The sequence below is a fragment of the Mycobacterium sp. 2YAF39 genome (genome assembly GCF_052114565.1).
Taxonomy (GTDB): domain Bacteria; phylum Actinomycetota; class Actinomycetes; order Mycobacteriales; family Mycobacteriaceae; genus Mycobacterium.
Map to the genome: position 1 here is coordinate 145,900 of NZ_JBFREZ010000004.1, position 23,679 is coordinate 169,578.

The 23,679-nt window shown below is 66.1% G+C and carries 21 protein-coding genes; 6 read left to right on the forward strand and 15 right to left on the reverse strand.

The window, feature by feature from the left end; all coding sequences use genetic code 11:
• Positions 1 to 8: 8 nt before the first annotated feature.
• From fadD32 to glf, 11 genes are all read right to left on the reverse strand, one after another.
• Positions 9 to 1,898, reverse strand: a complete 1,890-nt coding sequence (gene fadD32 / locus AB4Z42_RS13660; RefSeq protein ID WP_442009725.1) for a long-chain-fatty-acid--AMP ligase FadD32 — start codon at positions 1,896 to 1,898, stop codon at positions 9 to 11.
• A gap of 214 nt (positions 1,899 to 2,112) precedes the next feature.
• Positions 2,113 to 3,120, reverse strand: a complete 1,008-nt coding sequence (gene culp6, locus AB4Z42_RS13665) for a carboxylesterase Culp6 (protein WP_442009726.1) — start codon at positions 3,118 to 3,120, stop codon at positions 2,113 to 2,115.
• Between the two features lie 51 nt (positions 3,121 to 3,171).
• Positions 3,172 to 3,669 carry a DUF732 domain-containing protein gene (locus tag AB4Z42_RS13670; protein WP_442009727.1) on the reverse strand — a complete coding sequence of 166 codons (498 nt, stop codon included), beginning with the start codon at positions 3,667 to 3,669 and terminating at the stop codon, positions 3,172 to 3,174.
• Positions 3,670 to 3,745: 76 nt separating this feature from the next.
• Positions 3,746 to 4,630, reverse strand: coding sequence for an alpha/beta hydrolase-fold protein (locus AB4Z42_RS13675; protein ID WP_442010038.1), 885 nt, complete (start codon positions 4,628 to 4,630; stop codon positions 3,746 to 3,748).
• Positions 4,631 to 4,785: 155 nt separating this feature from the next.
• Positions 4,786 to 5,874, reverse strand: coding sequence for an esterase family protein (locus tag AB4Z42_RS13680; RefSeq protein WP_442009728.1), 1,089 nt, complete (start codon positions 5,872 to 5,874; stop codon positions 4,786 to 4,788).
• A 129-nt stretch (positions 5,875 to 6,003) separates the two neighbouring features.
• Entirely contained in the window at positions 6,004 to 7,011 is a 1,008-nt protein-coding gene (locus AB4Z42_RS13685) for an alpha/beta hydrolase (RefSeq protein ID WP_442009729.1), read from the reverse strand.
• 81 nt (positions 7,012 to 7,092) lie between these two features.
• The gene (gene zomB, locus AB4Z42_RS13690) at positions 7,093 to 9,153 is read right to left on the reverse strand and encodes a flagellar motor control protein ZomB (protein WP_442009730.1); all 2,061 of its coding nucleotides are present in this window, start codon (positions 9,151 to 9,153) and stop codon (positions 7,093 to 7,095) included.
• 4 nt (positions 9,154 to 9,157) lie between these two features.
• Positions 9,158 to 10,075 carry a decaprenyl-phosphate phosphoribosyltransferase gene (locus tag AB4Z42_RS13695; RefSeq protein ID WP_442010039.1) on the reverse strand — a complete coding sequence of 306 codons (918 nt, stop codon included), beginning with the start codon at positions 10,073 to 10,075 and terminating at the stop codon, positions 9,158 to 9,160.
• Positions 10,076 to 10,113: 38 nt separating this feature from the next.
• Complete coding sequence (locus AB4Z42_RS13700; protein ID WP_442009731.1) at positions 10,114 to 10,638, reverse strand: phosphatase PAP2 family protein; 525 nt, start codon at positions 10,636 to 10,638, stop codon at positions 10,114 to 10,116.
• Positions 10,631 to 12,565: a glycosyltransferase gene (locus AB4Z42_RS13705; protein WP_442009732.1), complete on the reverse strand. Its 1,935-nt coding sequence runs from the start codon at positions 12,563 to 12,565 to the stop codon at positions 10,631 to 10,633. Before AB4Z42_RS13705 ends, AB4Z42_RS13700 begins: the two co-directional genes overlap by 8 nt.
• On the reverse strand, positions 12,562 to 13,776 hold the full coding sequence (gene glf / locus AB4Z42_RS13710; protein WP_442009733.1) for a UDP-galactopyranose mutase: 1,215 nt from the start codon (positions 13,774 to 13,776) through the stop codon (positions 12,562 to 12,564). Before glf ends, AB4Z42_RS13705 begins: the two co-directional genes overlap by 4 nt.
• A 160-nt stretch (positions 13,777 to 13,936) precedes the next feature.
• On the opposite strand from glf, the gene AB4Z42_RS13715 reads away from it, so the two are divergent.
• The gene (locus tag AB4Z42_RS13715) at positions 13,937 to 14,869 is read left to right on the forward strand and encodes a hypothetical protein (RefSeq protein WP_442009734.1); all 933 of its coding nucleotides are present in this window, start codon (positions 13,937 to 13,939) and stop codon (positions 14,867 to 14,869) included.
• A 164-nt stretch (positions 14,870 to 15,033) separates the two neighbouring features.
• Entirely contained in the window at positions 15,034 to 16,650 is a 1,617-nt protein-coding gene (locus tag AB4Z42_RS13720) for an N-acetylmuramoyl-L-alanine amidase (RefSeq protein ID WP_442010040.1), read from the forward strand.
• On the opposite strand, the gene AB4Z42_RS13725 is transcribed toward AB4Z42_RS13720, so the two are convergent.
• Genes AB4Z42_RS13725 through AB4Z42_RS13735 form a run of 3 tightly spaced genes read right to left on the reverse strand, consistent with a single transcriptional unit; the run spans position 16,651 to position 19,003 of the window.
• A complete protein-coding gene (locus AB4Z42_RS13725; RefSeq protein ID WP_442009735.1) occupies positions 16,651 to 17,466 on the reverse strand; it encodes an HAD family hydrolase in 816 nt (271 codons plus the stop codon).
• A complete protein-coding gene (locus AB4Z42_RS13730; protein ID WP_442009736.1) occupies positions 17,463 to 18,224 on the reverse strand; it encodes a lysophospholipid acyltransferase family protein in 762 nt (253 codons plus the stop codon). Before AB4Z42_RS13730 ends, AB4Z42_RS13725 begins: the two co-directional genes overlap by 4 nt.
• Before the next feature lie 5 nt (positions 18,225 to 18,229).
• On the reverse strand, positions 18,230 to 19,003 hold the full coding sequence (locus AB4Z42_RS13735) for a lysophospholipid acyltransferase family protein (protein ID WP_442009737.1): 774 nt from the start codon (positions 19,001 to 19,003) through the stop codon (positions 18,230 to 18,232).
• An 18-nt stretch (positions 19,004 to 19,021) separates the two neighbouring features.
• Between AB4Z42_RS13735 and AB4Z42_RS13740 the strand changes: the two genes are divergently transcribed.
• The 4 genes from AB4Z42_RS13740 to AB4Z42_RS13755 are packed head-to-tail and all read left to right on the forward strand — an operon-like array spanning position 19,022 to position 22,384.
• On the forward strand, positions 19,022 to 19,714 hold the full coding sequence (locus AB4Z42_RS13740) for a phosphotransferase (RefSeq protein WP_442009738.1): 693 nt from the start codon (positions 19,022 to 19,024) through the stop codon (positions 19,712 to 19,714).
• Positions 19,711 to 20,436 carry an AAA family ATPase gene (locus AB4Z42_RS13745; RefSeq protein WP_442009739.1) on the forward strand — a complete coding sequence of 242 codons (726 nt, stop codon included), beginning with the start codon at positions 19,711 to 19,713 and terminating at the stop codon, positions 20,434 to 20,436. Before AB4Z42_RS13740 ends, AB4Z42_RS13745 begins: the two co-directional genes overlap by 4 nt.
• Positions 20,437 to 20,477: 41 nt before the next feature.
• Positions 20,478 to 22,052, forward strand: coding sequence for a Rieske 2Fe-2S domain-containing protein (locus AB4Z42_RS13750; RefSeq protein ID WP_442009740.1), 1,575 nt, complete (start codon positions 20,478 to 20,480; stop codon positions 22,050 to 22,052).
• A 29-nt stretch (positions 22,053 to 22,081) separates the two neighbouring features.
• Positions 22,082 to 22,384, forward strand: a complete 303-nt coding sequence (locus tag AB4Z42_RS13755; protein WP_442010041.1) for a hypothetical protein — start codon at positions 22,082 to 22,084, stop codon at positions 22,382 to 22,384.
• Here the strand turns inward: AB4Z42_RS13755 and serS are convergent.
• Positions 22,381 to 23,643 (reverse strand): serine--tRNA ligase, encoded by a 1,263-nt coding sequence (gene serS, locus AB4Z42_RS13760; protein ID WP_442009741.1) that lies wholly within the window; start codon positions 23,641 to 23,643, stop codon positions 22,381 to 22,383. The genes AB4Z42_RS13755 and serS overlap by 4 nt on opposite strands.
• Positions 23,644 to 23,679 lie beyond the last annotated feature (36 nt).

Here is a 23,679-nt window from a genome sequence, read left to right on the forward strand (position 1 = left end):
AGTCAGTGTCAGTCTGTCTCGTCGGGGAAGTCGTTGGCGACCTTGCCGCTGCGCAGCGTGCCGTCCAGATACGCTGCGCGACAGGCCCGTCTGCCGATCTTGCCGCTGGAGGTACGCGGAATCGCACCTGCCGCGGTCAGCAGGACGTCGCGCACCGTGACACCGTGACGCACCGCGATGGCGGCGCGGATGTCATCGACGATCGGGGCCATCTCCAGCTTGTGCGCGCCCGGTGCCCGCTCGCCGACGATCACCAGCTGCTCCGAGCTGTCACCGGGATCGCGCTTGAGCCCTGCGTGCGCGTTGTCGAAAACCTCGTCGGGCAGCTGGTTGGCGGGCACGGAGAACGCCGCCACGAACCCGACGCGCAGCGCCTTGGTGGCCTCCTGCGCGGAGTATTCGAGGTCCTGCGGATAGTGATTTCGACCGTCGACGATCACCAGATCCTTCACCCGGCCGGTGATGAACAACTCGCCGTCGTGGTACGCGCCGAGATCTCCGGTGCGCACCCATGTGGCGTCGTCGGTGGCCCCTTCGGCATGCGAAGGATTGGTGCGCGACTTGAGGATGTTCTGGAATGTCTCGACCGTCTCCTGCGGCTTACCCCAGTAACCGGTGCCCATGTTCTGGCCGCTGATCCAGACCTCACCGATCTGTCCGTCGGGCAGCTCGGTGGCGGTCTCCGCGTCGACGATGACGGCCCATTCGGCCACGCCGATCTTGCCCGCGCCGGCCTGCGCGACGGCGCTCGGCGATTCGGGATCGACTTCGACGAAGCTGCCGGTGTTCAGCGCATCCCGATCCACGGAGACGATCCTCGGGTGATCACCCATCGGCGTCGTCGACACGAACAGCGTCGCCTCCGCCAATCCGTAGGACGGCTTGATGGCCTGCGGTTTGAAGCCGTGCGGTGCGAACGCCTCGTTGAACCTGTGCACGGTCGCCGCCGAGATCGGCTCGCTGCCGTTGAGGATGCACTTGACGACCGACAGGTCCAGTGGCGGTTCGTCGTCCTTGGGCAGCCCCCGGGCCGCCGCGTGATCGAACGCGAAGTTCGGGGCCACCGAGATCACGCCACCGGTGTCGTCGGGCTTGCGGGACATCTCCCGGATCCATCGACCGGGCCTGCGCACGAACGCCGCGGGGGTCATGAAGGTGATGTAGTGCCCGAGCATCGGCGCCAACATGGCCGTGATCAGCCCCATGTCGTGGAAGAACGGCAGCCACGACAGACCGCGGTCGCCCTCTTCGCCGTCGAGCGCTTCGATGATCTGGACGATGTTGGTGGCCAGGTTGAGGTGGGTGATCTGCACGCCGGTCGGGATGCGGGTCGATCCGGACGTGTACTGCAGGTAGGCGATCGTGTCGGCGCTGACGTCGACAGGCACCCAGGTGGCGCCGACCTCGGCAGGCACGGCGTCGACCGCGATGACGCGCGGGCGCTCCTTGGCGGGACGGCTACGGAAGAACTTGCGGACACCCTCGGCGGAGTCCGTGGTGGTCAGAATGGCCGACGGCCGGCAGTCGTCGAGCACGGCGTGCAACCGTCCGACGTGGCCGGGCTCCGAGGGGTCGAACAGCGGCACCGCGATCCGGCCCGAATAAAGCGTCCCGTACATCGCGACGACGTAGTCGAGATTCTGAGGGCACAGGATGGCGATCCGGTCGCCGGGTTCGGTGACTTGCTGCAGACGGGCGGCGACCGCACGGTTGCGCGCGCCGAAATCCGCCCAGTTCAGGTCGCGCTCCACACCGTCGCGCTCGACGGAGAAGTCGATGAACCGATAAGCGACCTTGTCCCCACGGACCTTCGCCCACTTCTCGACGTGCTTGACCACGCTGCCGTTGTCGGGGAACTTGATCAGTCCGTCTTTCAGGAACGGGTTGTGAAAGCCCATTCTCACTCTCCTGTCGAAGCCCACATCAGTCGGCGTGAGGTGGCGGCGCCGGGTCGCCGAGCAACCCTAAACCCCAAGATCGTACCGGGGAGTCGGCGCTCACCGGTTTAGGCGCTCTGACCAGTGCATTCGCGATAGCCGACTGATCTCGCTCTTAGTTATCTCTTAATGTTAGGCGACCAGTGGACGCAGTCCAAATCCCTGCGGTTACAGGTCAGCCATGTTTTGGGTGCGGAGCGTTATTGATCACGTTCTGCGCCCATCCCAGTGTCCACTGCGGGGCAGGGGCACCGTCCAGATTCCAGAACTGCGGCGTGTTGTACATCGCGTGGATCGGCTGTCCCGCACCACCGCTGAGCACCTCGAGCGTCTTGGGCAGTTGGGTGATGTTGAACGCCGACTCGGGCGCGGAGCAGATCAGGTCACCCGTCGCGCATATCTCGTAGGTGCGGTTGTTGAGCATCCCGAATCCGCCCGACCGCGGCCCGGTCATATCCAGGCCGAGCTCGTTGAGCATCGGTACCTCGTCCAGAGTGATCTCGGCACCCTGTCCCGGCGCATTGGGTCCGACGTCCTGCCCGACGCCCGTTTGACGGCGGCCGTCGGCGATCAACGCCACCCCGAGAACCAGGTCCTCGTCGACCGGGCCCCGGCCGTTGCCGATGTCGCTGGCCATGTCGCCGGCAATCACCGCGCCCTGCGAGAAGCCGACCAGCACGTAGCTGGTCAGCGGGCAGCGGTTGTTCATGTCCGTCATCGCGCGCACCGTGGCATCGAAGCCCTCGGCGCGGCTCTGGTTGTAGGACATCTGCTTGTCCGCGGCGAACGGATTGTGGAACTGCGCGGTGTAGGGAACCGTGTAGATCTCCAGCCGGCCCGCGTCGAACTGCTGGCGGAGCGGGTTGGTGACGTTGAGGAGCAGCGCGATCGGGAACTGCGTCGGGTTCAACGGGTCGAGCTGAGGCGACGACTCCCAGGTGCCGGGAATCGAGATCATCTGCACGTCGGGACAGCTGGCGTCCTGAAACTCGGGCCTTGGCTTCTTACCCGTCGGCGGTATGCCTCCCGGCACCGCGGTGGGCGGGACCGCACCCGGTGGGGTGTCCGGCGATCGCTGCCAGACCCATACGAGCACCACGACCAGCACGACGACGAGGGAGACCGCGACCGCCGCGACGAGACCCAGGATGCGGTGACGTTTCCGCCGTGTGGTCTTGGACATGGGTTTCTACTACTCCTTGCGTGCGGTGATATGTGTGCTCGTCGACCGCGACTAGCAGAGTCGCTCGGTCGCGATGCGAATGTAGTCGGAGGTGGCTGAGTCGACGTCAGCGCTCGTCGGCGCAATCGAGGATAGGCGACCGTCCCGAACGTCGCTTCGCACCAACGGCAGCACGAAATCCCATACCGCCTGGTCGTTCTGTTTGGCGGCGCGGGCCTGACACACATAGGACCCGATCGACAGTGCCGCCAGGTCGCTCGACGGCTTCACTCCGGCGGCGGTCAGTGCGTGCAGATACTCGCGTTGTTGCGCCGTCACCACCAGCGCGTTCGACTGCCCGCCTGCCGCGACCGGTCCCGGTGCCGCGCTGGACTCGCCGTGCGCGGTCGCCGTCTCGGACGTGGGCATGCCCATGGTCGCCATGACGTCGTCACCGGAGCATCCGGTCACCAGGGCGGGGACCGAAGCTACCAACAGGGTTGTTGCTGAGGTTGCCAACCATCCCGTGCGCGAGGCCGAACCGACCCGTCGCCACACCGATAGCTGCACGGTTCCAAGGTACCGGCTGATAGTCAGGGGAACCTGAGAGTGCGGGCCGGCTTATTCGCTGCCCCGCCTGTCGCTGCTAGGCGATCGTGGCAACCAGATCGCCCGACATCGCGGCCAGCTGCCCACTCCAGGTGCCCCAGTCATTGCCGCCGGCGGCCGGGAAGTCGAAGTGACCGTTGTGACCGCCGACGGAGCGGTAGTGCTGGTAGAACTCCTTGTTCGTGCCTGCGGCGATATCGCAGTAGCCGATCATCGCGGGCACATCGCAGCCGCCGGACGTCGGGCTGTACACCCACAAGCGGGTGTTGTTGTCGGAAAGAAGCTGCACGTGGACGTTCGGCGAGTGCCACTTCCAGCGGCCCAACTGTGGCAAGCCCCACATGTTGCGGACATCCGCGTTGCCGAACTGCTGTAAACCGGCGGTGATGGCGCCGTCGACCCCGGTGCGCTCAGGGGCCAGGAATCCCGAGAGAGATCCGGCGAAGCGGTAGCGGTCCGGGTGGAAGGTGGCCATGGCCATCGCACCGAACCCGCCCTGGGAGGCGCCGACGATGCCGTGACCGCCGGGTGCCAGGCCCTTGTTGGCGGCCAGCCAGTTCGGCAGCTCGGTCGCCAGGAACGTCTCCCACTGCTTGCTGCCGTCCTGCTCCCAGTTGGTGTACATGCTCCATGCGCCACTGGCGGGCGCGGCTATCGAGATGCCCTGGCCGCCGAGCGTGTTCATCGCATTGCCCGCCGTCACCCAATTACTGACGTCGGGGGCGGCGTTGAAGGCGTCGAGCAGGACGACGGCGTGCGGGCCACCACCGGAGAATGCGACGGGGATGTCGCGGCCCATCGCCGCGGACGGCACCATCAGCATCTCGACGTCGGCCTTGGCGGTCGGCGCCACCGATGTTCCCGCGGTCCACAAACCCGCAGCCACCACCACGGTCAGCACTATCCGGATTACGCCACGCATCAACTGCCCCACCTCACGCTCGTCGCCTGTCTCCGCGCGAGAAGTCAATCACACCAGCATGACGGGGCGCTCCGGAAATGACCGACGGCGGCGACCCTGAAGGATCGCCGCCGCCGACTATGTCGTTTCCCCGCCGTTTCCGACGAGTGGGTTAATTAGCCGCCCGACTGCTCGGTCTCAGCCGATGCCGGCTGGGCCACAGGTGCACCCTCGGCAGGCGCAGGCCCACCGATCGGGGTGGACGGCTGCGGGGTGGCACCCAGCACACGCTGGATGTCCGGCTTCATCTGCTGCAGCTGCTGACCCCAGTACTCCCAGCTGTGCGTACCAGCCTCGGGGAAGTTGAACACGCCGTTCTTACCGCCTGCGGCGATGTAGTTCTCCTGGAACGTCTTGTTCGTCCGCAGCGTGAAGCTCTCGAGGAACTTCGCGTTGAAGTTGTCGCCTGCCGCGACACCGCTGCCGTTGATGTCGGCGGGCTTGCCGTTACCGCAGTACACCCAGATGCGGGTGCCGTTGGCGACCAGCTGGTCGATGTTGACCATCGGGTCATTGCGCTTCCACGCCGGGTCGCTCGAGTCGCCCCACATGTCCTTGGACTTGTAGCCGCCCGCGTCACCCATCGAGGTGTTGACCAGCATCGGCCACCAGCCCTCGGACAGGTTCAGGAAGCCCGAAAGCGAGGCCGCGTACTGGAACTGCTGCGGGTAGTAGATGGACAGCGTCATGGCGGCCGAACCGGCCATCGACAAACCCACCGCCGCGTTGCGGTTCGGGTTCACGCCCTTGTTCGCGGCCAGGTAAGCCGGAAGCTCCTGGGTCAGGAAGGTCTCCCACTTGTAGGTGGAGCAGCCCGCCTTGCCGCACGCCGGCTTGTACCAGTCGGAGTAGAAGCTCGACTGTCCACCGACCGGCATGATCGTGGCGAGACCGGAGTCGACGTACCACTCGAATGCCGGGGTGTTGATGTCCCAGCCGTTGAAGTCATCCTGCGCACGCAGGCCGTCCAGCAGGTAGACGCCGGGCGCGTTGGGCCCGCCGTTCTGGAACTGGACCTTGATGTCGTGTCCCATGCCTGCGGACGGAACCATCAGGTACTCGACCGGCAGACCCGGACGAGAGAAAGCCCCAGCAGTCGCCGAGCCTCCGACGGCGCCGATGAGGGCGGGCAGCACGGCGGCCGCGAAGGCCACAGCCGCGAGCCGGCGCACCCACGCGCCCCGGATTTTGCCAACGAACTTCATGCTTCTTCTATCCCATCTGTCGTATGCCGCACGCGGAACATGTCTCATGGACCCTGCCGCGTTGCCGTTGCAGTCAACCACAACTCGCTGTGGAAGCTCTATTCGGCGTGTATCGTCCCTGGTCGCTCCTTAGCTGTTGAGTGTTGCGATCAGGTCTGGTTTGAGGGCTTGTAACTGTGCTCCCCAGTACGGCCACGCGTGATTTCCCGCGGGCGGAAACTCGAAAGTCGCATTGTTGCCCCCGGCCTCTTCATAGGCCGATCGGAAGTCCACATTGCTCTTCAGAGCCATCGACTCGAGGCTGTTGGCGCTGAATGCCTGATTCGGATCGGCGCGCACGTCGAGCGGGGTCGAGCCGCCCGGTGCGCAGTAAATCCAGAGGCGCGTGCCGTTGGCGACGATGCGCGAAACCTGGCGGATCGGGTCGTTGCGCTTCCAGGCGTTATCCCACGGAGCGCCCCACATGTTGTCGACGTTGTAGCCGCCCGCGTCGATCATCGCGACACGGATCGCCTGCTGCATGAATGTCGCCGACGGATTCAGGAAGCCGGAAAGCGATGCGGCGTAACGGAATTGTGCAGGATGGTAAGCCGAAAGAATGAGCGCCGGACCGCCGGACATCGATAGTCCGACGACGCCGTTGCCGGTCATGGAGACCTGCCTGTTCGCGGCCAGCCACGTGGGGAGCTCGCTGGTGAGGAACGTCTCCCATTTGTAGGTATAGGGCTGGTTGTTGAAGTTCGAGGGCGAATACCAGTCGCTGTAGAAACTGGACTGCCCGCCGACGGGCATGACCGTGGCGACACCGGAATCGAAGAACCACTCGAACGCCGCGGTCTCGATGTCCCAGCCGTTGTAGTCGTCGCGTGCACGCATGCCGTCGAGCAGATACACGGCCTTCGCACCGGGTATCGCAGCCGACGCGGGTGCAGGTCTGGTCGCGGGCTGGAACTGCACGCGAACGTTGCGGCCCATCGCCGTCGAGTACACGTCGAGGTATTCGACCGGAAGGCCCTCGCGGGAGAACGCATTCGCCGTCGGTGTGACGTTGGACACAACAGCGATGGCAGGCATCGTCAGGACCGCGGCGCACGTCGCGATCGCGCGGCGAAGCCAGGTTCGCACAGCTCTTACCATCCGTTCGTCAGTGAGGCGCCGGTTGAACGGCGGTTCCCGCGACCTGTGTATCGCCCGACTCGCGGACCGCGTTACCGGTGGTTAGGGCCCCGTGGCCGGCATGCCGGTGTAGGGCTCGCCCCTCGACTCGGGCACGTCAAGACCGCAGCGTTCCAGCTCGTAGAGGGGCACCCGATCGATGCGGTACTGCGTTAATTGGTACGCGTGTAACAGATTCGACAGAAACCGGCGTGGACCCATCTCGCCGCGGACAGCGTTGAGCATCGCGTCGGTCGACGGACACTTCAGCGCCGCCTCGGCCTGTGCGATCCAGTCCTCGTCGAGGTAGGCAGGAATGAACGGCCGGGTCTTGAGGAACGGCCCCTCGGCCACCGCCCAGTCCGGGAACAGGTTCTTGTCGTGACCGATGCGGCCGTCGTCGAGGCGTGCGGTGTGTGCGGCGAGCGGGTTCGCCAGTCCGATCTGATCTATCACCCGGACGTCGAGGCCGACGTTCATCCCCAGCATGCCGAGGTTGGTGAAAAACACTGTGTGAGGGCCGTTTCCGAGCGTGTCCCGCGGTGCGTCCGGCGGCGGCGGGATGGCGGGCACCACATCCCACTGGTCGTAGTTGCCCGACGGCAACAGCAGTGCGCCATCAGGCGTGTTGTTCAGCGCGGTCATCACCGCACGCATTCGCGGGTAGTCGAGATAGTCGGCGGCAGTGAGCGGGTGCGCGTTGCCCGTCGCCTGTGAATAGAACCGGCGCTCGTCGACGATGCCGCTGTACGTCACACGGGTCGCGTCGGGGCCCATACCGTTCGAATTGGCCACCCACAGTGACCAACCGGCGATGGACGCCCACAGCAGGCTCGTGGCACCGACGAACAAATAGCCTGCGCCACGGGCCATTCGGGCTCCGTCGGGCAGCACCAGAGGAATCACCGCGATGGGCGCCAGCATGCAGAACAACGGCGTGAGCAGCACCCGGCCGTGCATGAAGTCGCCGCCCTGACGGATCCAGTACAGCGCTTGCAGCAATCCGCTGACGAGCATGAAACCCACCACGGCCTGCGGGCTCTGCACGGTCCGCGCCAGCCATCCGTGGCCGGGTGTCACCGTATGCCGAATTCCCCACGGGCGTCCTCGGGTCACCATCACCACGGCCGCCAAGCCGGCGAGCAGGATCGCGGGTGCCCACAGCAGATAGGGCGTGTTGAAGTTCGCGAGGTAGACGAAGCCCTGTGACCACTTGGAGCCCGAGGCATCCTTGGCCAGCGCGGTGCCGGGAAACAGCAAGCCGTAGTAGCCCATTCGGAAGATCTCGTAGGCCACCGGCACCAGGCCGCCCGCCAGGACGATGAGACCGCGACGCCTCCAGTCACGGGCGGCGATCAACATCATGACCAACGCGAGGCCGCCCACCAGCGCCAGCTCGGGCCGAACCAGCACGCTCAAGCCTGCGACGAAAGCCATTGCGGCGTCGAAGGTTTTGCTGGCGATGCGTGGCTGCGGCGGCGGCCCGAACGGTTGCCTGCGTATGGTCGGTGGACCACCGCGCATCGCCGGTCCTGTGGGTCCGGTGGCGCGCAACGCCTGCGACCAGCACACCATCATCCACCACAGCAGGCCGAGATACGCCAGCACCAAACCGTTTTCGAGTCCCGAGGTGGCGAAGTCACGGGCAGGCGGCACGGCGATGTAGACCAGCACGCCCGCGGGCAGCATCAACGCCCGGCGTCCCCGCAGGCTCGGTGCGTACAGCCGCGCCGCCCCCAGCATCGCGAACACGACACCGAGCACGCTCAGCGTGAGCGCGAGAAACAGCGCGACGTACTCCATCCGCACCGGGCCGCCGATCCACGCGCCGAGGTAGATCAGGTAGGTCCATATCGTCGACGTGTTCGCCTCGACGCGCTCCCCTGCGTTGAAGACCGGGCCGTTACCCGCCAAGAGGTTTCGGACAGTGCGCAGAACGATGAGCCCGTCGTCGGCGATCCAGCGCCGCTCCCATGCACCCCAGCCGAACAGCGCCGCGACGACGATCACGCTCGTCCACAGGCTCACCCGGACCGTGATGTCGTAGGGGAAGGCAGGCAGCCGCTTCAGCCGGTCACCGAGATCGTCAATCCAGCCACCGCGACCGGCGACCGAGGAGCGCATCCGCTCAGCTGAGGAAGACGGCGGCACCGATGGTTCCGATCCACGCCAGGAGCAGGAGCTGCAGCACCCGGTCTTTCAGGGCGATCTCCTCGGGCTCTCCCGCCATGCCGCCGTCGACGTCGACGGCGTAGCGCAGGATCGCAACCGTGATCGGGATGATGGTTATCGCGAACCATCCGGCGTTGGCGCCGTCCCTTTCGAAGGCCCAGAGGCTGTAGCAGACCACCATTGCGGTCGCCGACAATGTCCACACGAAGCGCAGATAGGAGCTGGTGTAACTCTCCAGCGACTTGCGGATCTTGGCGCCGGTGCGTTCTGCGAGCTGAAGTTCGGCATACCGCTTTCCTGCCGCCATGAACAGCGAACCGAACGCCATCACCAGCAGGAACCACTGCGACAACCGGACATCGGCCGCCACACCACCGGCGATGGCGCGGATCAGAAAGCCCGACGAGACGATGCAGATGTCGATGACGGGCTGATGCTTGAGCCCGAAGCAGTACGCCAGCTGGATCGCGATGTAGATGGCGATCACGATTGCCAGGTTCGGCGTCACCAGCCACGAAATCGCCAGCGACGCAACACCGAGCACCACGGCCAGGGTGTAGGCCAGCCATTCGGGCACCACGCCCGCGGCGATCGGGCGGAACCGCTTGGTCGGGTGCGCGCGGTCCGCTTCGACGTCACGGGCGTCGTTGACCAGATAGATGCACGACGCGGCGAGGCTGAACACCACGAACGCCAGCAGCACATGGATCAGGACTTCGCGGTAGTCGTAGGTGTACCGGTCATCGCCGAGCGCGGCGACCGGAGCCAGGAACACCAGGACGTTCTTCACCCACTGCCGCGGCCGGAGCGCCTTGATCACCCCGGTGGCGAGATTGCGCGGTGGACCCTTCTCGGGCGCCGGCTCATGACTCATCGGCGTCGCACTCTCTGCACTGCTCTCGCTCGAGATGCTCATCGGACTCCTTCGCCCCGCTCTGTGACCATGGTGACCGCCTTGGCGACGGCGGCCCCGACCGCCACGCCGGTGAGCACGTCACTGGGGTAATGCACGCCGAGCACCAACCGCGACAACGCCATTGGTGGGACCAGGATCGCGGGCAACGGCAGCCCGGTGGCCCGGGCCAACAGAATCGACGCCGCGGTGGTGGATGTCGCGTGCGCCGACGGGAAGCTCAGCCGGCTGGGCGTGCCGACGTTCACGGCGATCGCGGGGTGGTGTGGGCGTTCGCGGCGCACCACACGCTTGATGAGCACCGCGGCAGCGTGGGCCGCGAAGGTGCCGACCCCGGCGTTGATCCAGACCCGCCGCCGTGCGGGTTGGGCCAGCGCGCCGAGCGCCGCGATGGAGAGCCAGCCGATGCTGTGTTCGCCGAAGTGCGAAAGCGCCCGCGCGCCTGCCAGCACGCCGGGCCGATCGGCGAGCGCGGACTGGATGGCCACCAGCGCGGCTTCCTCACCACGCGGATTGTCAGCCATCGTCCCCGGGCGGCAGGACCGTCTCCCACTTCTGCTTGCTCGTCAGCACGGGTACCGCCTCGCGGTACACCTTGCGCATGCGGTTGAACTTGCGGCCGAGCTCCACCTGTCGTTTGAGCGACTCACGAAGCAGCTCAGCCATTTTCGCGCGATCGCGTTGCCGGTACACGACACCGCGACCGTCGGCGGTGGTGACCGTGACGCCGTCTACCTTGCACAGCGAGAACCAGCGCGCATCCTGGGTCGCGACGTTGATCTGCGGGCGCACGTGGTGCTCGGGATCGTGCGCCCTGAGTTGGTGCAGCACCCCGCGGGTCAGCCGCACCGAAATCGACAGCGGGTTGGTCGGGATGTTGACCTTCTTGCGCCAGCGCTTGTCCGATGGCGTCGGCAGCGCGGTTGCGCTCGGCAGCACCACCGCGTCGGGGTACTCCTGACGCAGAGCGCGCACGTCCGGCAGTGCGGACTCCAGGATCGAGAAGATGTGATCGGGCCCGGCCAGGAAGTCGTCCATCGCCTTGTTCTGGATCGCGACGGTTGAATATTCAAGGCAAAGCAGGTGTTTGATTGTCGCCTTCAGATGGCTCGCCAGCAGACCGGAAACCTTGCCGTCCCAGTGGATGGCCGCGACAACCAGCCGGTTGCGAAGGTGGAAGTACGCCTGCCAGTCGATAGCGTCGTCCTTGTCGCTCCACGCCATGTGCCAGATCGCGGCACCGGGCAGCGTGACGGTCGGATAGCCGTGCTCACCGGCGCGCAATCCGTAGTCGGCGTCGTCCCACTTGATGAACAGGGGCAGCGGCTGGCCGAGTTCCTCGGCGACCTGCCGCGGGATCATGCACATCCACCAGCCGTTGTAGTCGACATCGATACGACGGTGCAGAAGCCTGCTGCGGTATTCCTCTTCGTCGTTCAGCGCGTACTTGGCGAAGTTGTGGTCGTATTCGGTGTTGACCGCGCCGGTCCACATGAAGTTCTCGGCGTCGACCATCTCGCCCATCACGTGCAGGTGGCTGGGCTCCTGCAGGTTGAGCATCTGGCCACCGACCAGGGTCGGGGTCTTCGCGAACCGGTTCAGGGCCAGCAACCGCAGGATCGAGTCGGGTTCGACGCGGATGTCGTCGTCCATGAACAGTATCTGTTCGCAGTCGGTGTTCTTCAGTGCCTCGTACATCACCCGGCTGTAGCCGCCGGAGCCACCGAGGTTGGGCTGGTTGTGCAGCGAAAGCCGGCTACCGAGGGCCGCGGCGACCGCCTCGAAGCCAGGATGGTCCTTGGCCTTCTTGGTGCCCTGATCGGACACGATCACCGCGCTGATCACCTTGTCCACCAACGGATCCGACGTCAGGGCGGCAAGGGCGTTGACGCAGTCCGACGGACGGTTGAAGGTCGGGATTCCGACGGCGATGTTCGCACGCCCGGGCGCGGGCACCGGCGCATACCAGCCCGCGCTGTGCACCGTGACCTTGCTGTTGGTGGTGATGTCGAACCAGATCCACCCGCCGTCCTCGAACGGCGACAGCTCGATCTCGAATTCGACGAAGGCGGTTTCGCCTTCGGCGCTGGACACCTCTTCGCCGCCGAAGGTGATGCGGGCGCCGGTCGCCTTCGACCTGTACACGTCGACACGGGCGTTGCCGGTGAGTTCGACGCGAAGCACGACCGACTCGAGGGTGGACCAGCGGCGCCAGTAGCTCGCCGGGAACGCGTTGAAGTACGTCGCGAACGACACCTCCGACTCCGCGCCGATCTCCAGCGTGGTGCGCGTGGGCGCGTGGGCGCGGCGGGCGTTGGTGTCCGACTCCTCTATATAGAGCTTGCGGACGTCGAGCGGTTCGCCAGGGCGGGGAAGGATGATGCGCGCCAGCGGGCTGACGGCTTTGGATGCCTCGGCGGCGTCGAGTGCGCCGGACGGGATGTCACTCATGCGCTGCTGCTTTCTGTGCCAGGTTCGGCAAGCGGAGCGCCGTCACGCAGGTGCGGCGCGAGGGTGTTGTCGTACATATTCAATGCGCTGGCGATGGCCATGTGCATGTCGAGGTACTGATAGGTGCCGAGGCGGCCGCCGAACAGCACCTTGGCCCCCGACGCCTCTTCCTTGGCCAGACGGCGGTACGCCTCGACCATCGCGCGGTCGTCGGGGGTGTTGATCGGGTAGTAGGGCTCGTCGTCGTCCTTGGCGAATCGCCCGTACTCCCGCATGATCACGGTCTTGTCGTCCGGGTACTCCCGCTCGGGGTGGAAGTGCCGGAACTCGTGGATGCGGGTGTAGGGCACGTCGGCGTCGTTGTAGTTCATCACCGGTGTGCCCTGAAAGTCGCCGGTTTCGAGCACTTCGAGCTCGAAGTCCAAAGTGCGCCAACCCAACCGGCCCTCGGAATAGTCGAAGTAGCGGTCCAGCGGGCCGGTGTACACCACGGGTGCGTCGGGGCTCTCGGCGCGCAGTTCGTCGCGTACGTCGAACCAGTCGGTGTCCAGACGCACCTCGATCCGATCGTCGGCGGCCATGTTCTGCAGCCACGCGGTGTACCCGTCGACCGGCAAGCCCTCATAGGTGTCGTTGAAGTACCGGTTGTCGAATGTGTAGCGCACGGGCAGCCGGGTGATGTTGCTCGCAGGCAGGTTCTTGGGGTCGGTCTCCCACTGTTTCGCCGTGTAGTGCTTCATGAACGCCTCGTAGAGCGGGCGTCCGATCAGCGAGATGGCCTTCTCCTCGAAGTTCGACGCCACCGCGGTGTCGAACTCGGCGGCCTGCTCTTTGATCAGGGCGCGGGCCTCGTCGGGACTGAAGTACCTGCCGAAGAACTGCGACACCAGGCCCAGTCCCATCGGGAACTGGTAGGCCTGCCCGTCGTGCATGGCGAAGACCCGGTGCTGATAACCGGTGAAGTCGGTGAACTGGCGCACGTAGTCCCACACCCGTTTGTTCGAGGTGTGGAAGAGGTGAGCACCGTATTTGTGCACCTCGATGCCGGTGTCGGGCTCGGCCTCCGAGTACGCGTTCCCGCCGATGTGGGGTCGACGGTCCAGTACCAGCACGCGCTTGTTCAGCTGCGTCGCCGTGCGCTCGGCAATCGTCAGGCCGAAGAATCCGGAGCCGACGACAATGAGGTCGAAACGAGCTGTCATCGGCAGCAAGGGTATCCGACGCTGGTCGCCCGCTTCGAATCCGATCGCCGCCTCAGGTCAAGATTGGCTCACAATTCCGTATCGTCACTTTAGTCTCACCAGTCACACCAGTACCGTCAATCACGTACGAGTACCTACCAGACGTAGTCCATATATTGAGGAGACTTCCGTGCCGAACCGACGTCGACGCAGGCTCTCGACGGCCATGAGCGCAGTCGCCGCCCTGGCAGTCGCGAGTCCAGCAGCAGTAGTCGCCGTATCCGAGTTGTCGGCGAGCATCGATCCGCCGACCCAGAAGCGCGAGTTCGTCCAGGCCGCGGGCGTCACCGACCTGCCGAACGAGCTGATCTCAGCGCTGTCCCAGGGCCTTTCGCAATTCGGCATCAACCTGCCGCCGATGCCCACTGGCGTGCTGACGGGTACCGGGTCCACCACACCCCCGGCGCTGACCACCCCTGGGCTGACCTCGCCCGCCCTCACGGCACCGGGGCTGTCCACGCCAGGGTTGAGCGCACCTGGGCTGAGCACACCGGGCCTCACCACGCCCGGCCTCACGGCGCCGAGCGCGACCCTTCCGGGCCTCACGGCGACCGGACCCGCGCTGACCGATCCGGCGCTGGCCAACCCCGCGCTGACGAGTCCGGCGCTCTCCACGCCCGGGCTGACCACCCCGAGCACGGGTGCGACGGGTCTGACGACACCGGACCTGACGACACCGGGACTGTCGACGCCGGCGGCGTCGCTCACCGCCCCGGGACTGTCCCCGCTGTCCACCAGCGCGCTGCCGGCACCCAGCGAGATTCCGATCTCGGCGCCGATCGGGCTGGATCCCGCCGCGGGTATGTACCCGATCATGGGTGATCCGTCCCTGGCGGCGCCTGCGAGCACCGGGAGCCCCGGCATCATGGGCGATCTGTCCAGCATGGCCAACCAATTGGGCGCCGGTCAGGCGATCGACCTGCTCAAGGGAATGGTGATGCCCGCGATCATGTCGGCCGTCAAGCCGGCCGCAGCAGCGGTTCCTGCCGCGGCAGCACCCGCAGCAGCCGCAGCACCCGCGGCGGCCGCCGCAGCAGCGGCCTCCACCGGCGCCGGCGCATAAAACCTGTCACCGAACGGCACCGCAGAAGCCTTCACCCTGGCTCTGCGGTGCCGTTGTGTGAAGCGCAGCCCATTTTGGTCGCTCCGGGCGCCGTGTCGAAACATTGGTAACAACTGACACATACGTAACATCAGCTTGTGTCGTGTCGCCGTCGGTTGCCGTCGATGCTGTTCACCGCCATCGCGGCGACGGCTGTCGTGTTGCCGATGGCGATCTACGGCATTCCTGGCATCGGCGATGACAAGGAGTCGTCACCGAGCCCAACACAGCTCACGCAACAACCGCTGGCCGACCTCGGCGGCGGTGAGACGGTTCGCGAGGTCCACCAGGACACCCCCTTCTCTCTGGTCGCGCTGACCGCCAGCGACCTGTCGGGCACATCGGCCCGCATCCGCGCCAAGAAAGCCGACGGCACCTGGGGTCCCTGGTACGAGGCGGAGGCCATGGACGGGCTCGGGCCCGACGTCCCCGCGGCGGGTGCCCCGCACGGCACCGAACCGGTCTTCGTCGGTCGCACCAACACGGTGCAGATCGCGGTCACCCGTCCTGGGCCCACGCGCGGGACGCAGGGGACGCCTGCACAGAAACCACCGCCGGCCGATGATCGGCCCGCGCTCGGGTACGTGCCCGCCAACGTCGAACAGCCGCTGCCCCAGAACGTCAACGCCGTGCTGATCAGCCCGCCGGAGGCGCCGGTCGATTCGTTGCCGCTGCCCGCGGCGGTCACTGCTCCGGGGGTTCCGCCCCAGATCATCAGCCGGGCGGCGTGGGGTGCCGACGAGTCGATACGGTGCCCAAACCCGCAGTACGACAAGGGGATCCGGGCCGGAATCGTCCACCACACCGCCGGAAGCAACGAATACGCTCCCCAGGATTCGGCCGGGATCATCCGGTCCATCTACGAGTACCACACGCGCACGCTGGGTTGGTGCGACATCGCGTACAACGCACTGGTCGACAAGTACGGGCAGGTCTTCGAGGGTCGCGCGGGCGGCATCGACAAACCCGTCGAGGGCGCCCACACCGGTGGCTTCAACCGCGACACCTGGGGGGTGGCGATGTTGGGTAACTTCGACCAGGCCGCCCCGACCCAGATCCAGTTGGAGAACACGGGCAGATTGCTCGGATGGCGCCTCGGCCTCGACCACATCGATCCGAAGGGCACGGTGGTGCTCGCCTCGGCAGGCACCTCGTTCTCCAAATTCCCGTTCGGGGCGACCCCGACGCTGCCGACCATCTTCACCCACCGCGACGTGGGCATCACCGAATGCCCGGGCAATGCGGCATATGCCGCCATGGACCAGATCCGCGATATCGCGGCGCGATTCAACAGACCGCCGGGGCCGCCGAATCTGGCGGACACCTTGCGCGGCGGTGCGATCTTCATGAAGTGGGAATCGATGGGCGGTCCGAACAGCCCCCTGGGCGCACCCCGGTCGCCTGAGGCGTCCGGTGAAGGCCCGGTGCGGTACGCCAACTTCGAGCACGGCGCGATCTACTGGTCGCCGACCAGCGGAGCCGAACCGGTCACCGGCGAGATCTACACGGCCTGGGGATCGCTGGGCTTCGAGCGCGGTGCGCTGGGCCTGCCGACGAGCGGCGAGATCTCCGAACCGCTGTGGATCGTGCAGAACTTCCAGCACGGCACGCTGAACTTCGACCGCGAGACCGGCACCGTCACCCGCGTCATCGACCAGGTCGCCACCGATCTTCCGAAGTCGGTGTTCGACAGCACCCCGATCCAGCTGGAGCGATTCACACCGCCCATCAGCCCTGCGTAGTCACAACCACCAACGCTCGAGCACCCGGGCCACGCCGTCGTCCGCGTTCGTCGCGGTGACCTCGTCGGCCGCGGCCACCGCATCCGGATGAGCGTTGCCCATTGCGACACCGAGTCCGGCCCAGCTCAGCATCGGCACGTCGTTGGGCATGTCACCGAAAGCGACCACGTCTTCGGCGGCGATGTCCAGCGGCTGGGCCAGTTCGGCGATTCCGGTGGCCTTGCTGATGCCCAGCGGCATCACCTCGATCAGGCCGTTGTTGGTCGAGTAGGTGATATCGCCCTGCAGACCAACGTATTTGGCCAATGCATCGGCCATGTCGGCGCTCTGCGCTCCCGCCTTGCGGATGAGCAACTTGATGGCGGGGGCACTCAGCAGGTCTTCGATCGACACCTCGGTGTTGTCCGGGTTGAGCCATGCATGCTCGTAGCCGGGCGAGCTGACGAACTGCGGGGTGGCGGCATCGTGTGCGCTGCGCCCGACCCGTTCGACGGCAAGGCCCGCGCCGGGGATGACACGGGTGGCGATCTCGGCGAGCTCACCGAGCAGGTCGACGGACAACGTCCGGGCCGACAGGATGCGGTCGGTCGACGGGTCGTAGATCACTGCGCCGTTGGCGCACACCGCCATCGGCGCGAAACCCAGGGCTTCGACCACGGGGTTGACCCAGCGCGGCGGCCGACCGGTCGCGAGCACGAACCGGGTACCGGAGTCCACCGCCGCCGTGATTGCGGCGCGGGTGCGACCGGTGATGTTGTCGTCGTCGTCGAGCAGCGTGCCGTCCACATCGGAGGCAATGAGCAGCGGCAGTGTCACCGGCGGCTTTTCGTCTCTCGCTCGGCCCGCTTGCGCGCTCGCTCTGCGAGTTCTGCTTCCTCGAGCAACTTGGCCTCTTCAATCGTCGGTGCGCAACCGCCGAGGCGGTGCGGCACCCAATACTCCCCCGCGGGATGCGGATAGTCCTCCTGCACCATGTGCAGGAGCTTGTTCATGGCGTCGCGCATCGCGGCGCTGGTCTCATCGGTCGTCGCCGCGGCGTACACAGGGGGGCCGATCGCAACGGTGATCGGTATCTTCTTGCGGCCCATGTTTCGCGGGTGGTCCTTGGTCCACATTCGTTGCGCACCCCACACGATCATGGGGATGATCGGCACCTGCGCGTCGCGCGCCATCCGCGCCGCCCCGGACTTGAACTCCTTGAGCTCGAAACTGCGGCTGATCGTGGCCTCGGGATACACGGCGACGAGCTCCCCCGCCCGCAGTCGCTCGGTGGCAGCGGCATAGGCCTCACCACCGGCATCGCGGTCCACCGGAATCGTCTTGGAGTGCTTGATCAAGAAGTTGACGATCCTCACCTGCTGCATTTCGGACTTGATCATGAATCGCAATCGGCGTTTGACCTGATAGGCCGCCAGCGCCGAGGGATACCAGTCGAGGTAGCTGGTGTGGTTGATCGCGACGACCGCACCGCCTTGTGCCGGGATGTTCTCCAGCCCGAGGTACGTGATCCGGGTACCGATCGCCCTGTTCGCCGTGCTGACGGCAATCTCCAACATGCGGAAAACCGGCTCCATGCGCGCTACCCCGCGGCTCCTTCGGGGCCCCGCTGTTCGCGGCGGGCCGCCTTCTCCGCAGCCTCTTCGGCGTCCATCCGGTTCGCCTCGGCCAGCGACGGCGCACCGCCGCCGAGCCGGTGCGGAACCCAGAACTCACCGGGCGGATGGGCACCGTAGGTGTCCTGTACGCGATCGAGCAGATGCTGCATCCGCGAATGCAGCAGCGCGGTCAGCTCGGCGGGCGGCAACGTCGGGTAGATCGGCTCGCCCACGGCCACGGTGATCGGCACCTTGGGACGGCGCATGTTCTTGGGATGGCCCTTGGTCCAGACGCGCTGCGCGCCCCAGACGATGTGCGGGACGATCGGCACGTCGGCGGCGATCGCCATCCGCGCGGCACCGGATTTGAACTCTTTGATCTCGAAGCTGCGGCTGATGGTGGCCTCGGGATAGACGCCGACCAGTTCACCTTCCTTGAGCTTGCGGCAGGCCTCGTCAAACGATGCGGCACCGCTGTTGCGGTCCACCTCGATGTGACGCAGGCTGCGCATGATCGGGCCGGTCAGCTTGTTGTCGAAGACCTCTTTCTTCGCCATGAACCGGACCTTGCGATGACGACCCTGTTTGTAGGCGGGCAGGCCGGCGAAGGTGAAGTCGATGTACCCCGTGTGGTTGATGGCGATCACGGCCCCACCGTCGACCGGCAGATTCTCGACCCCGGTGACGGTGAACGTCAGCCCCTGTATTCGCCAAAGCAGCCTGGCGAGTTGGATGACTGTTCCGTATACCGGCTCCACATCAGGCAGCCTAGTCGCGTGACCCGGCCCACCGAACCCGTGCCGACTCCCTTGGTCGTCACCGAGATCGCGGCGGGCAGGCCGGTGGCCCCGGTGTGGGTCAACGAACTCGGCGGTGTCACCTTCGCCGTCGACGGCGGATCCGAATACGTCAAGGTCACGCCGCCGCGATGGGCGCACCACCTCGAGGCCGAGGCCTGCCGGCTCCCGTGGGCGGCCACCTACCTCCGCGTGCCGCGGGTGCTGGGCGCAGGCGACGGTTGGCTGCACACCGAGGGGCTGCCGGGTTCCTCCGCGGTCGATCCGCGGTGGCTCAGTGATCCGCGCACGGCGGCGCGGGCGATCGGCGCGGGCCTGGCGTTGATGCACGACGCGTTGCCGGTCGAGGACTGCCCGTTCGGGCCGCCGGCGTGGGTGACCGAGGGGCGCCATGTCGATCGGCTCGTCGTGTGCCACGGCGACGCATGTGCACCGAACACCTTGATCGACGACGACGGACAACCCAGCGGGCACGTCGACCTCGGCGATCTCGGTGTCGCCGACCGTCCCCCGCAAGCGGGAGGTGCCCCCAGGGCAATCTCAGTCGCGGAATGGTCGCTGCGGTACAACTACCGCGGCGACTGGCGCGGCGAGTTCTTCGATGCCTACGGCATCGCACCCGATCAGGACCGCATGGACCACTACCTGCGTCTGTGGGAGGACGGCAATTGATTCTGCAGCAGATCGCATTGGACGCCGAGAAGGCTTCGGAAGCTTGGTATTTCGACATCGCGGCGATCTCGCAACTCGCCACGCAGCCGCTGGTGCTCGACGCACCGGTCACGGTGATCGTCGGCGAGAACGGGTCGGGGAAGTCGACGTTGCTCGAAGCCGTCGCCGCCTCGTGGGCCGCGCGGCTGCGCGGAGCGGTCAAACACTGGTCGCCGCGGGCGAGCGATGAGGACAGCGATCTGCACTGGGCGGTGCGGCTGCAGGGCGAGTACCCGCCGCCTGCAGGCGGCTGTTTCCTGCGGGCCGAGGCGATGCATCAGTTGTTCACCGAGGTCGACCGGAACACCCCGCAAGGCATCCCGCACCAGGCTTTCGACGGCGCGCTCAACGCCCGCAGCCACGGTGAGTCGTTCCTGGCATTCCTGTCGTCGCGGGACACCGAGCGTGGGCTGTTCATCCTCGACGAACCCGAGGCCGCGCTGTCGTTTCAGTCGTGTCTGCAATTGATGGTGCTGATGGACTCGCTCGTCGCCGATGGATCGCAGGTCCTGCTCGCCACCCACTCACCGGTGCTCGCCGCGTTCCCCGGGGCGACGATCATTGAACTCGGCGAGCACGGCCGCCACGTCAGCACATGGGATGACCTGCCGATGGTGGCCCACTGGCGCCGCTTCCTGTCGGAGCCCGACGCGTATTTACGCCATCTGTTCGCCTCCGGTTAGGCTTGGACCCGGCACAACGCGATCTCACCGAAGGGGCATCAGTGCAGGTCACCAGCGTCGGACACGCAGGCTTCCGGATCGAAACGAACGCCGGAAGCATTTTGTGCGATCCGTGGGTCAACCCGGCGTACTTCGCGTCGTGGTTCCCGTTCCCCGACAACAGTGAGCTGGACTGGGACGCCCTCGGCGACTGCGACTACCTGTACGTATCGCATCTGCACGCCGACCACTTCGACCCCAGAAACCTGACTGCGCACGTGAACAAGGACGCGGTGGTGCTGCTGCCCGACTTCCCGGTGCCAGACCTGCGCCGGGAACTGGAACAACTCGGGTTTCACCGGTTCTTCGAAACCACCGACTCGGTCAAACATCGCGTCAGCGGACCCAAGGGCGACCTCGATGTGATGATCATCTCGCTGCGTGCCCCCGCCGACGGCCCGATCGGAGACTCGGGCCTGGTGGTCGACGACGGCGACACGGTCTGCTTCAACATGAACGATGCGCGACCCGTCGACCTCGACGTGGTGCACGCTGACTTCGGAGCCGTCGACGTGCACATGCTGCAGTACTCCGGGGCCATCTGGTACCCGATGGTCTACGACATGCCCGCCCGCGCCAAGGCGGCCTTCGGCATCCAGAAGCGTCAGCGTCAGATGGACCGGTGCCGCCAGTACATCGCACAGGTTGCCGCGACGTGGGTGATCCCGTCCGCGGGCCCGCCGTGCTTCCTGGACCCGGCGCTGCGCGACCTCAACGACGATCACGACGACCCCGCGAACATCTTTCCCAACCAGGTGGTCTTCCTCGACCAGATGCGTGCCCACGGTCACGACGGCGGCCTTCTGATGATGCCCGGCTCGACGGCCGATTTCGTTGGCTCACAGTTGAAATCACTTCAGCACCCGCTGCCCGACGATCAGGTGCACGCGATTTTCACCAGCGGTAAGGCGGCCTACATCGCCGACTATGCCGAGCGGATGGCGCCCGTGCTCGCCGCGGAGAAGGCGAACTGGGCGCCTGCAGCCGGTGAATCTCTGCTGGAGCCGCTGCGCACACTGTTCGAGCCCATCATGCTTCAAAGCGACCAGATCTGCGACGGCATCGGCTATCCGGTAGAACTCCGGCTCCGCGGAAATGGGCATGACGAGACAGTCGTGCTCGACTTCCCGAAACGTGCAGTGCGCGAACCTATTCCGGACGAGAAGTTTCGTTACGGCTTCGCGATCGCACCGGAACTCGTGAGGACGGTGCTGCGCGACGCCGAGCCGGACTGGGTCAACACCATCTTCCTGTCCACCCGATTCTCGGCGTGGCGGGTCGGCGGCTACAACGAGTACCTCTACACCTTCTTCAAATGCCTGACCGACGAGCGCGTCGCCTATGCGGACGGCTGGTTCGCCGAGGCGCACGACGACACCGCGTCTATCACATTGGACGGCTGGGAGATTCAGCGCCGTTGCCCGCACTTGAAGGCCGACCTCTCGAAGTTCGGTGTGGTGGAAGGCTCCACACTGACGTGCAATCTGCACGGCTGGCAGTGGAACCTCGAGAACGGCCGGTGCCTGACGACAAAGGGCCACGAGTTGCGCTCCGCTCGAGAGGGTGCGCAGTCGTGACGCGCCCGCGTCAGTGCTACGACGACGGGATGATTCAGCTCGACCAGCTGGCGATCACACTGCGCCGCTACCACTTTCCGTCAGGAACATCGAAGATCATTCCGCTACGGTCGATCCGGGGCTACAAGGCCGAGTCGCTCGGCATGTTCACCGAGCGGTTCCGCGTCTGGGGGAGTTTCGATCCTCGGCGCTGGATGCCGCTCGACGTCTGGCGTCCGATCAAGTCGACACTCATCGTCCTCGACGTCGACGGGGTGCGCCCCGCACCGGCATTCACCCCGCAGCGGCCCAAGGAGTTCATCGCCATGCTCGATGAACTGCTGGCGCCTTAGTTCTTCGTCGGCTCGAGCACCTCGGTTCCGACGAAGGGCACCAAGGCTGCCGGCACCTTGACGCTGCCGTCGGGCTGCTGGTGGTTCTCGAGAATGGCCACCAGCCACCGCGTCGTCGCCAGCGTGCCGTTGAGGGTCGCTGCCGTCTGTGGCTTGCCGTTCTCGTCGCGGTAGCGCACCGCAAGACGGCGTGCCTGAAACGTCGTGCAGTTCGACGTCGAGGTCAGCTCCCGATAAGTCCCCTGGGTCGGGATCCACGCCTCGCAGTCGAATTTGCGCGCAGCCGATGAGCCCAAATCACCTGCGGCAATGTCGATTACGCGGTACGGAACGTCGATCTGCGCGAGCATCTCGCGCTCCCATCCGAGCAACCGCTGGTGTTCGGCCTCGGCATCCTCGGGTTTGCAGTAGATGAAGCCCTCGACCTTGTCGAACTGATGCACACGGATGATGCCGCGGGTGTCCTTGCCATGGCTGCCCGCCTCACGCCGGAAGCACGATGACCACCCCGCGTAGCGCAGCGGCCCGTCCGAAAGATCGAGGATCTCGCCGGAGTGGTAACCGGCCAACGCCACTTCCGACGTGCCGACCAGATAGAGATCGTCGGCCTCGAGGTGGTACACCTCCTCGGCATGGGCACCGAGAAATCCGGTGCCCGCCATGATCTCCGGTCGCACCAGCACCGGCGGGATCATCAGGGTGAAACCGTTCTGCTGGGCCAGGCGCGCGGCCAGCTGCAGCAGTCCGAGCTGTAGCAGCGCCCCCGCACCGGTCAGAAAGTAGAACCGCGAGCCGGCCACCTTCGCGCCCCGCTCCAAGTCGATGAGTCCCAGCGACTCGCCCAGCTCGACGTGATCCTTCGGGTTGTCGATGGTGCGGGGTTCGCCGACGGTGTCGAGCACGACGAAGTCGTCCTCGCCGCCCGCGGGCACGCCATCGATGATCACGTTCGAGATCGCCATGTGCGACGCGGTGAACGCCGTCTCGGTCTCGGCCTGCTCCGCCTCGGCGGCCTTGACCTTGTCCGCGAGCTCCTTGGCCGCCGCCAACAGGGCAGGCCGCTCGTCCGGCGACGCCTTGCCCACCTTCTTGCTGGCTGCCTTCTGCTCCGCGCGCAGATTGTCGGCGGACGACACTGCGGCCCGCCGCGCGGCATCGGTGTCCAGGAGTGCGTCGACGAGGCCGGGGTCTTCGCCACGGGCACGTTGCGAAGCGCGCACCACACCCGGGTGGTCGCGCAGCAGTTTGAGGTCGATCACGGGCGCAACACTACTTTTGGTTCGGGCTGGGGATCA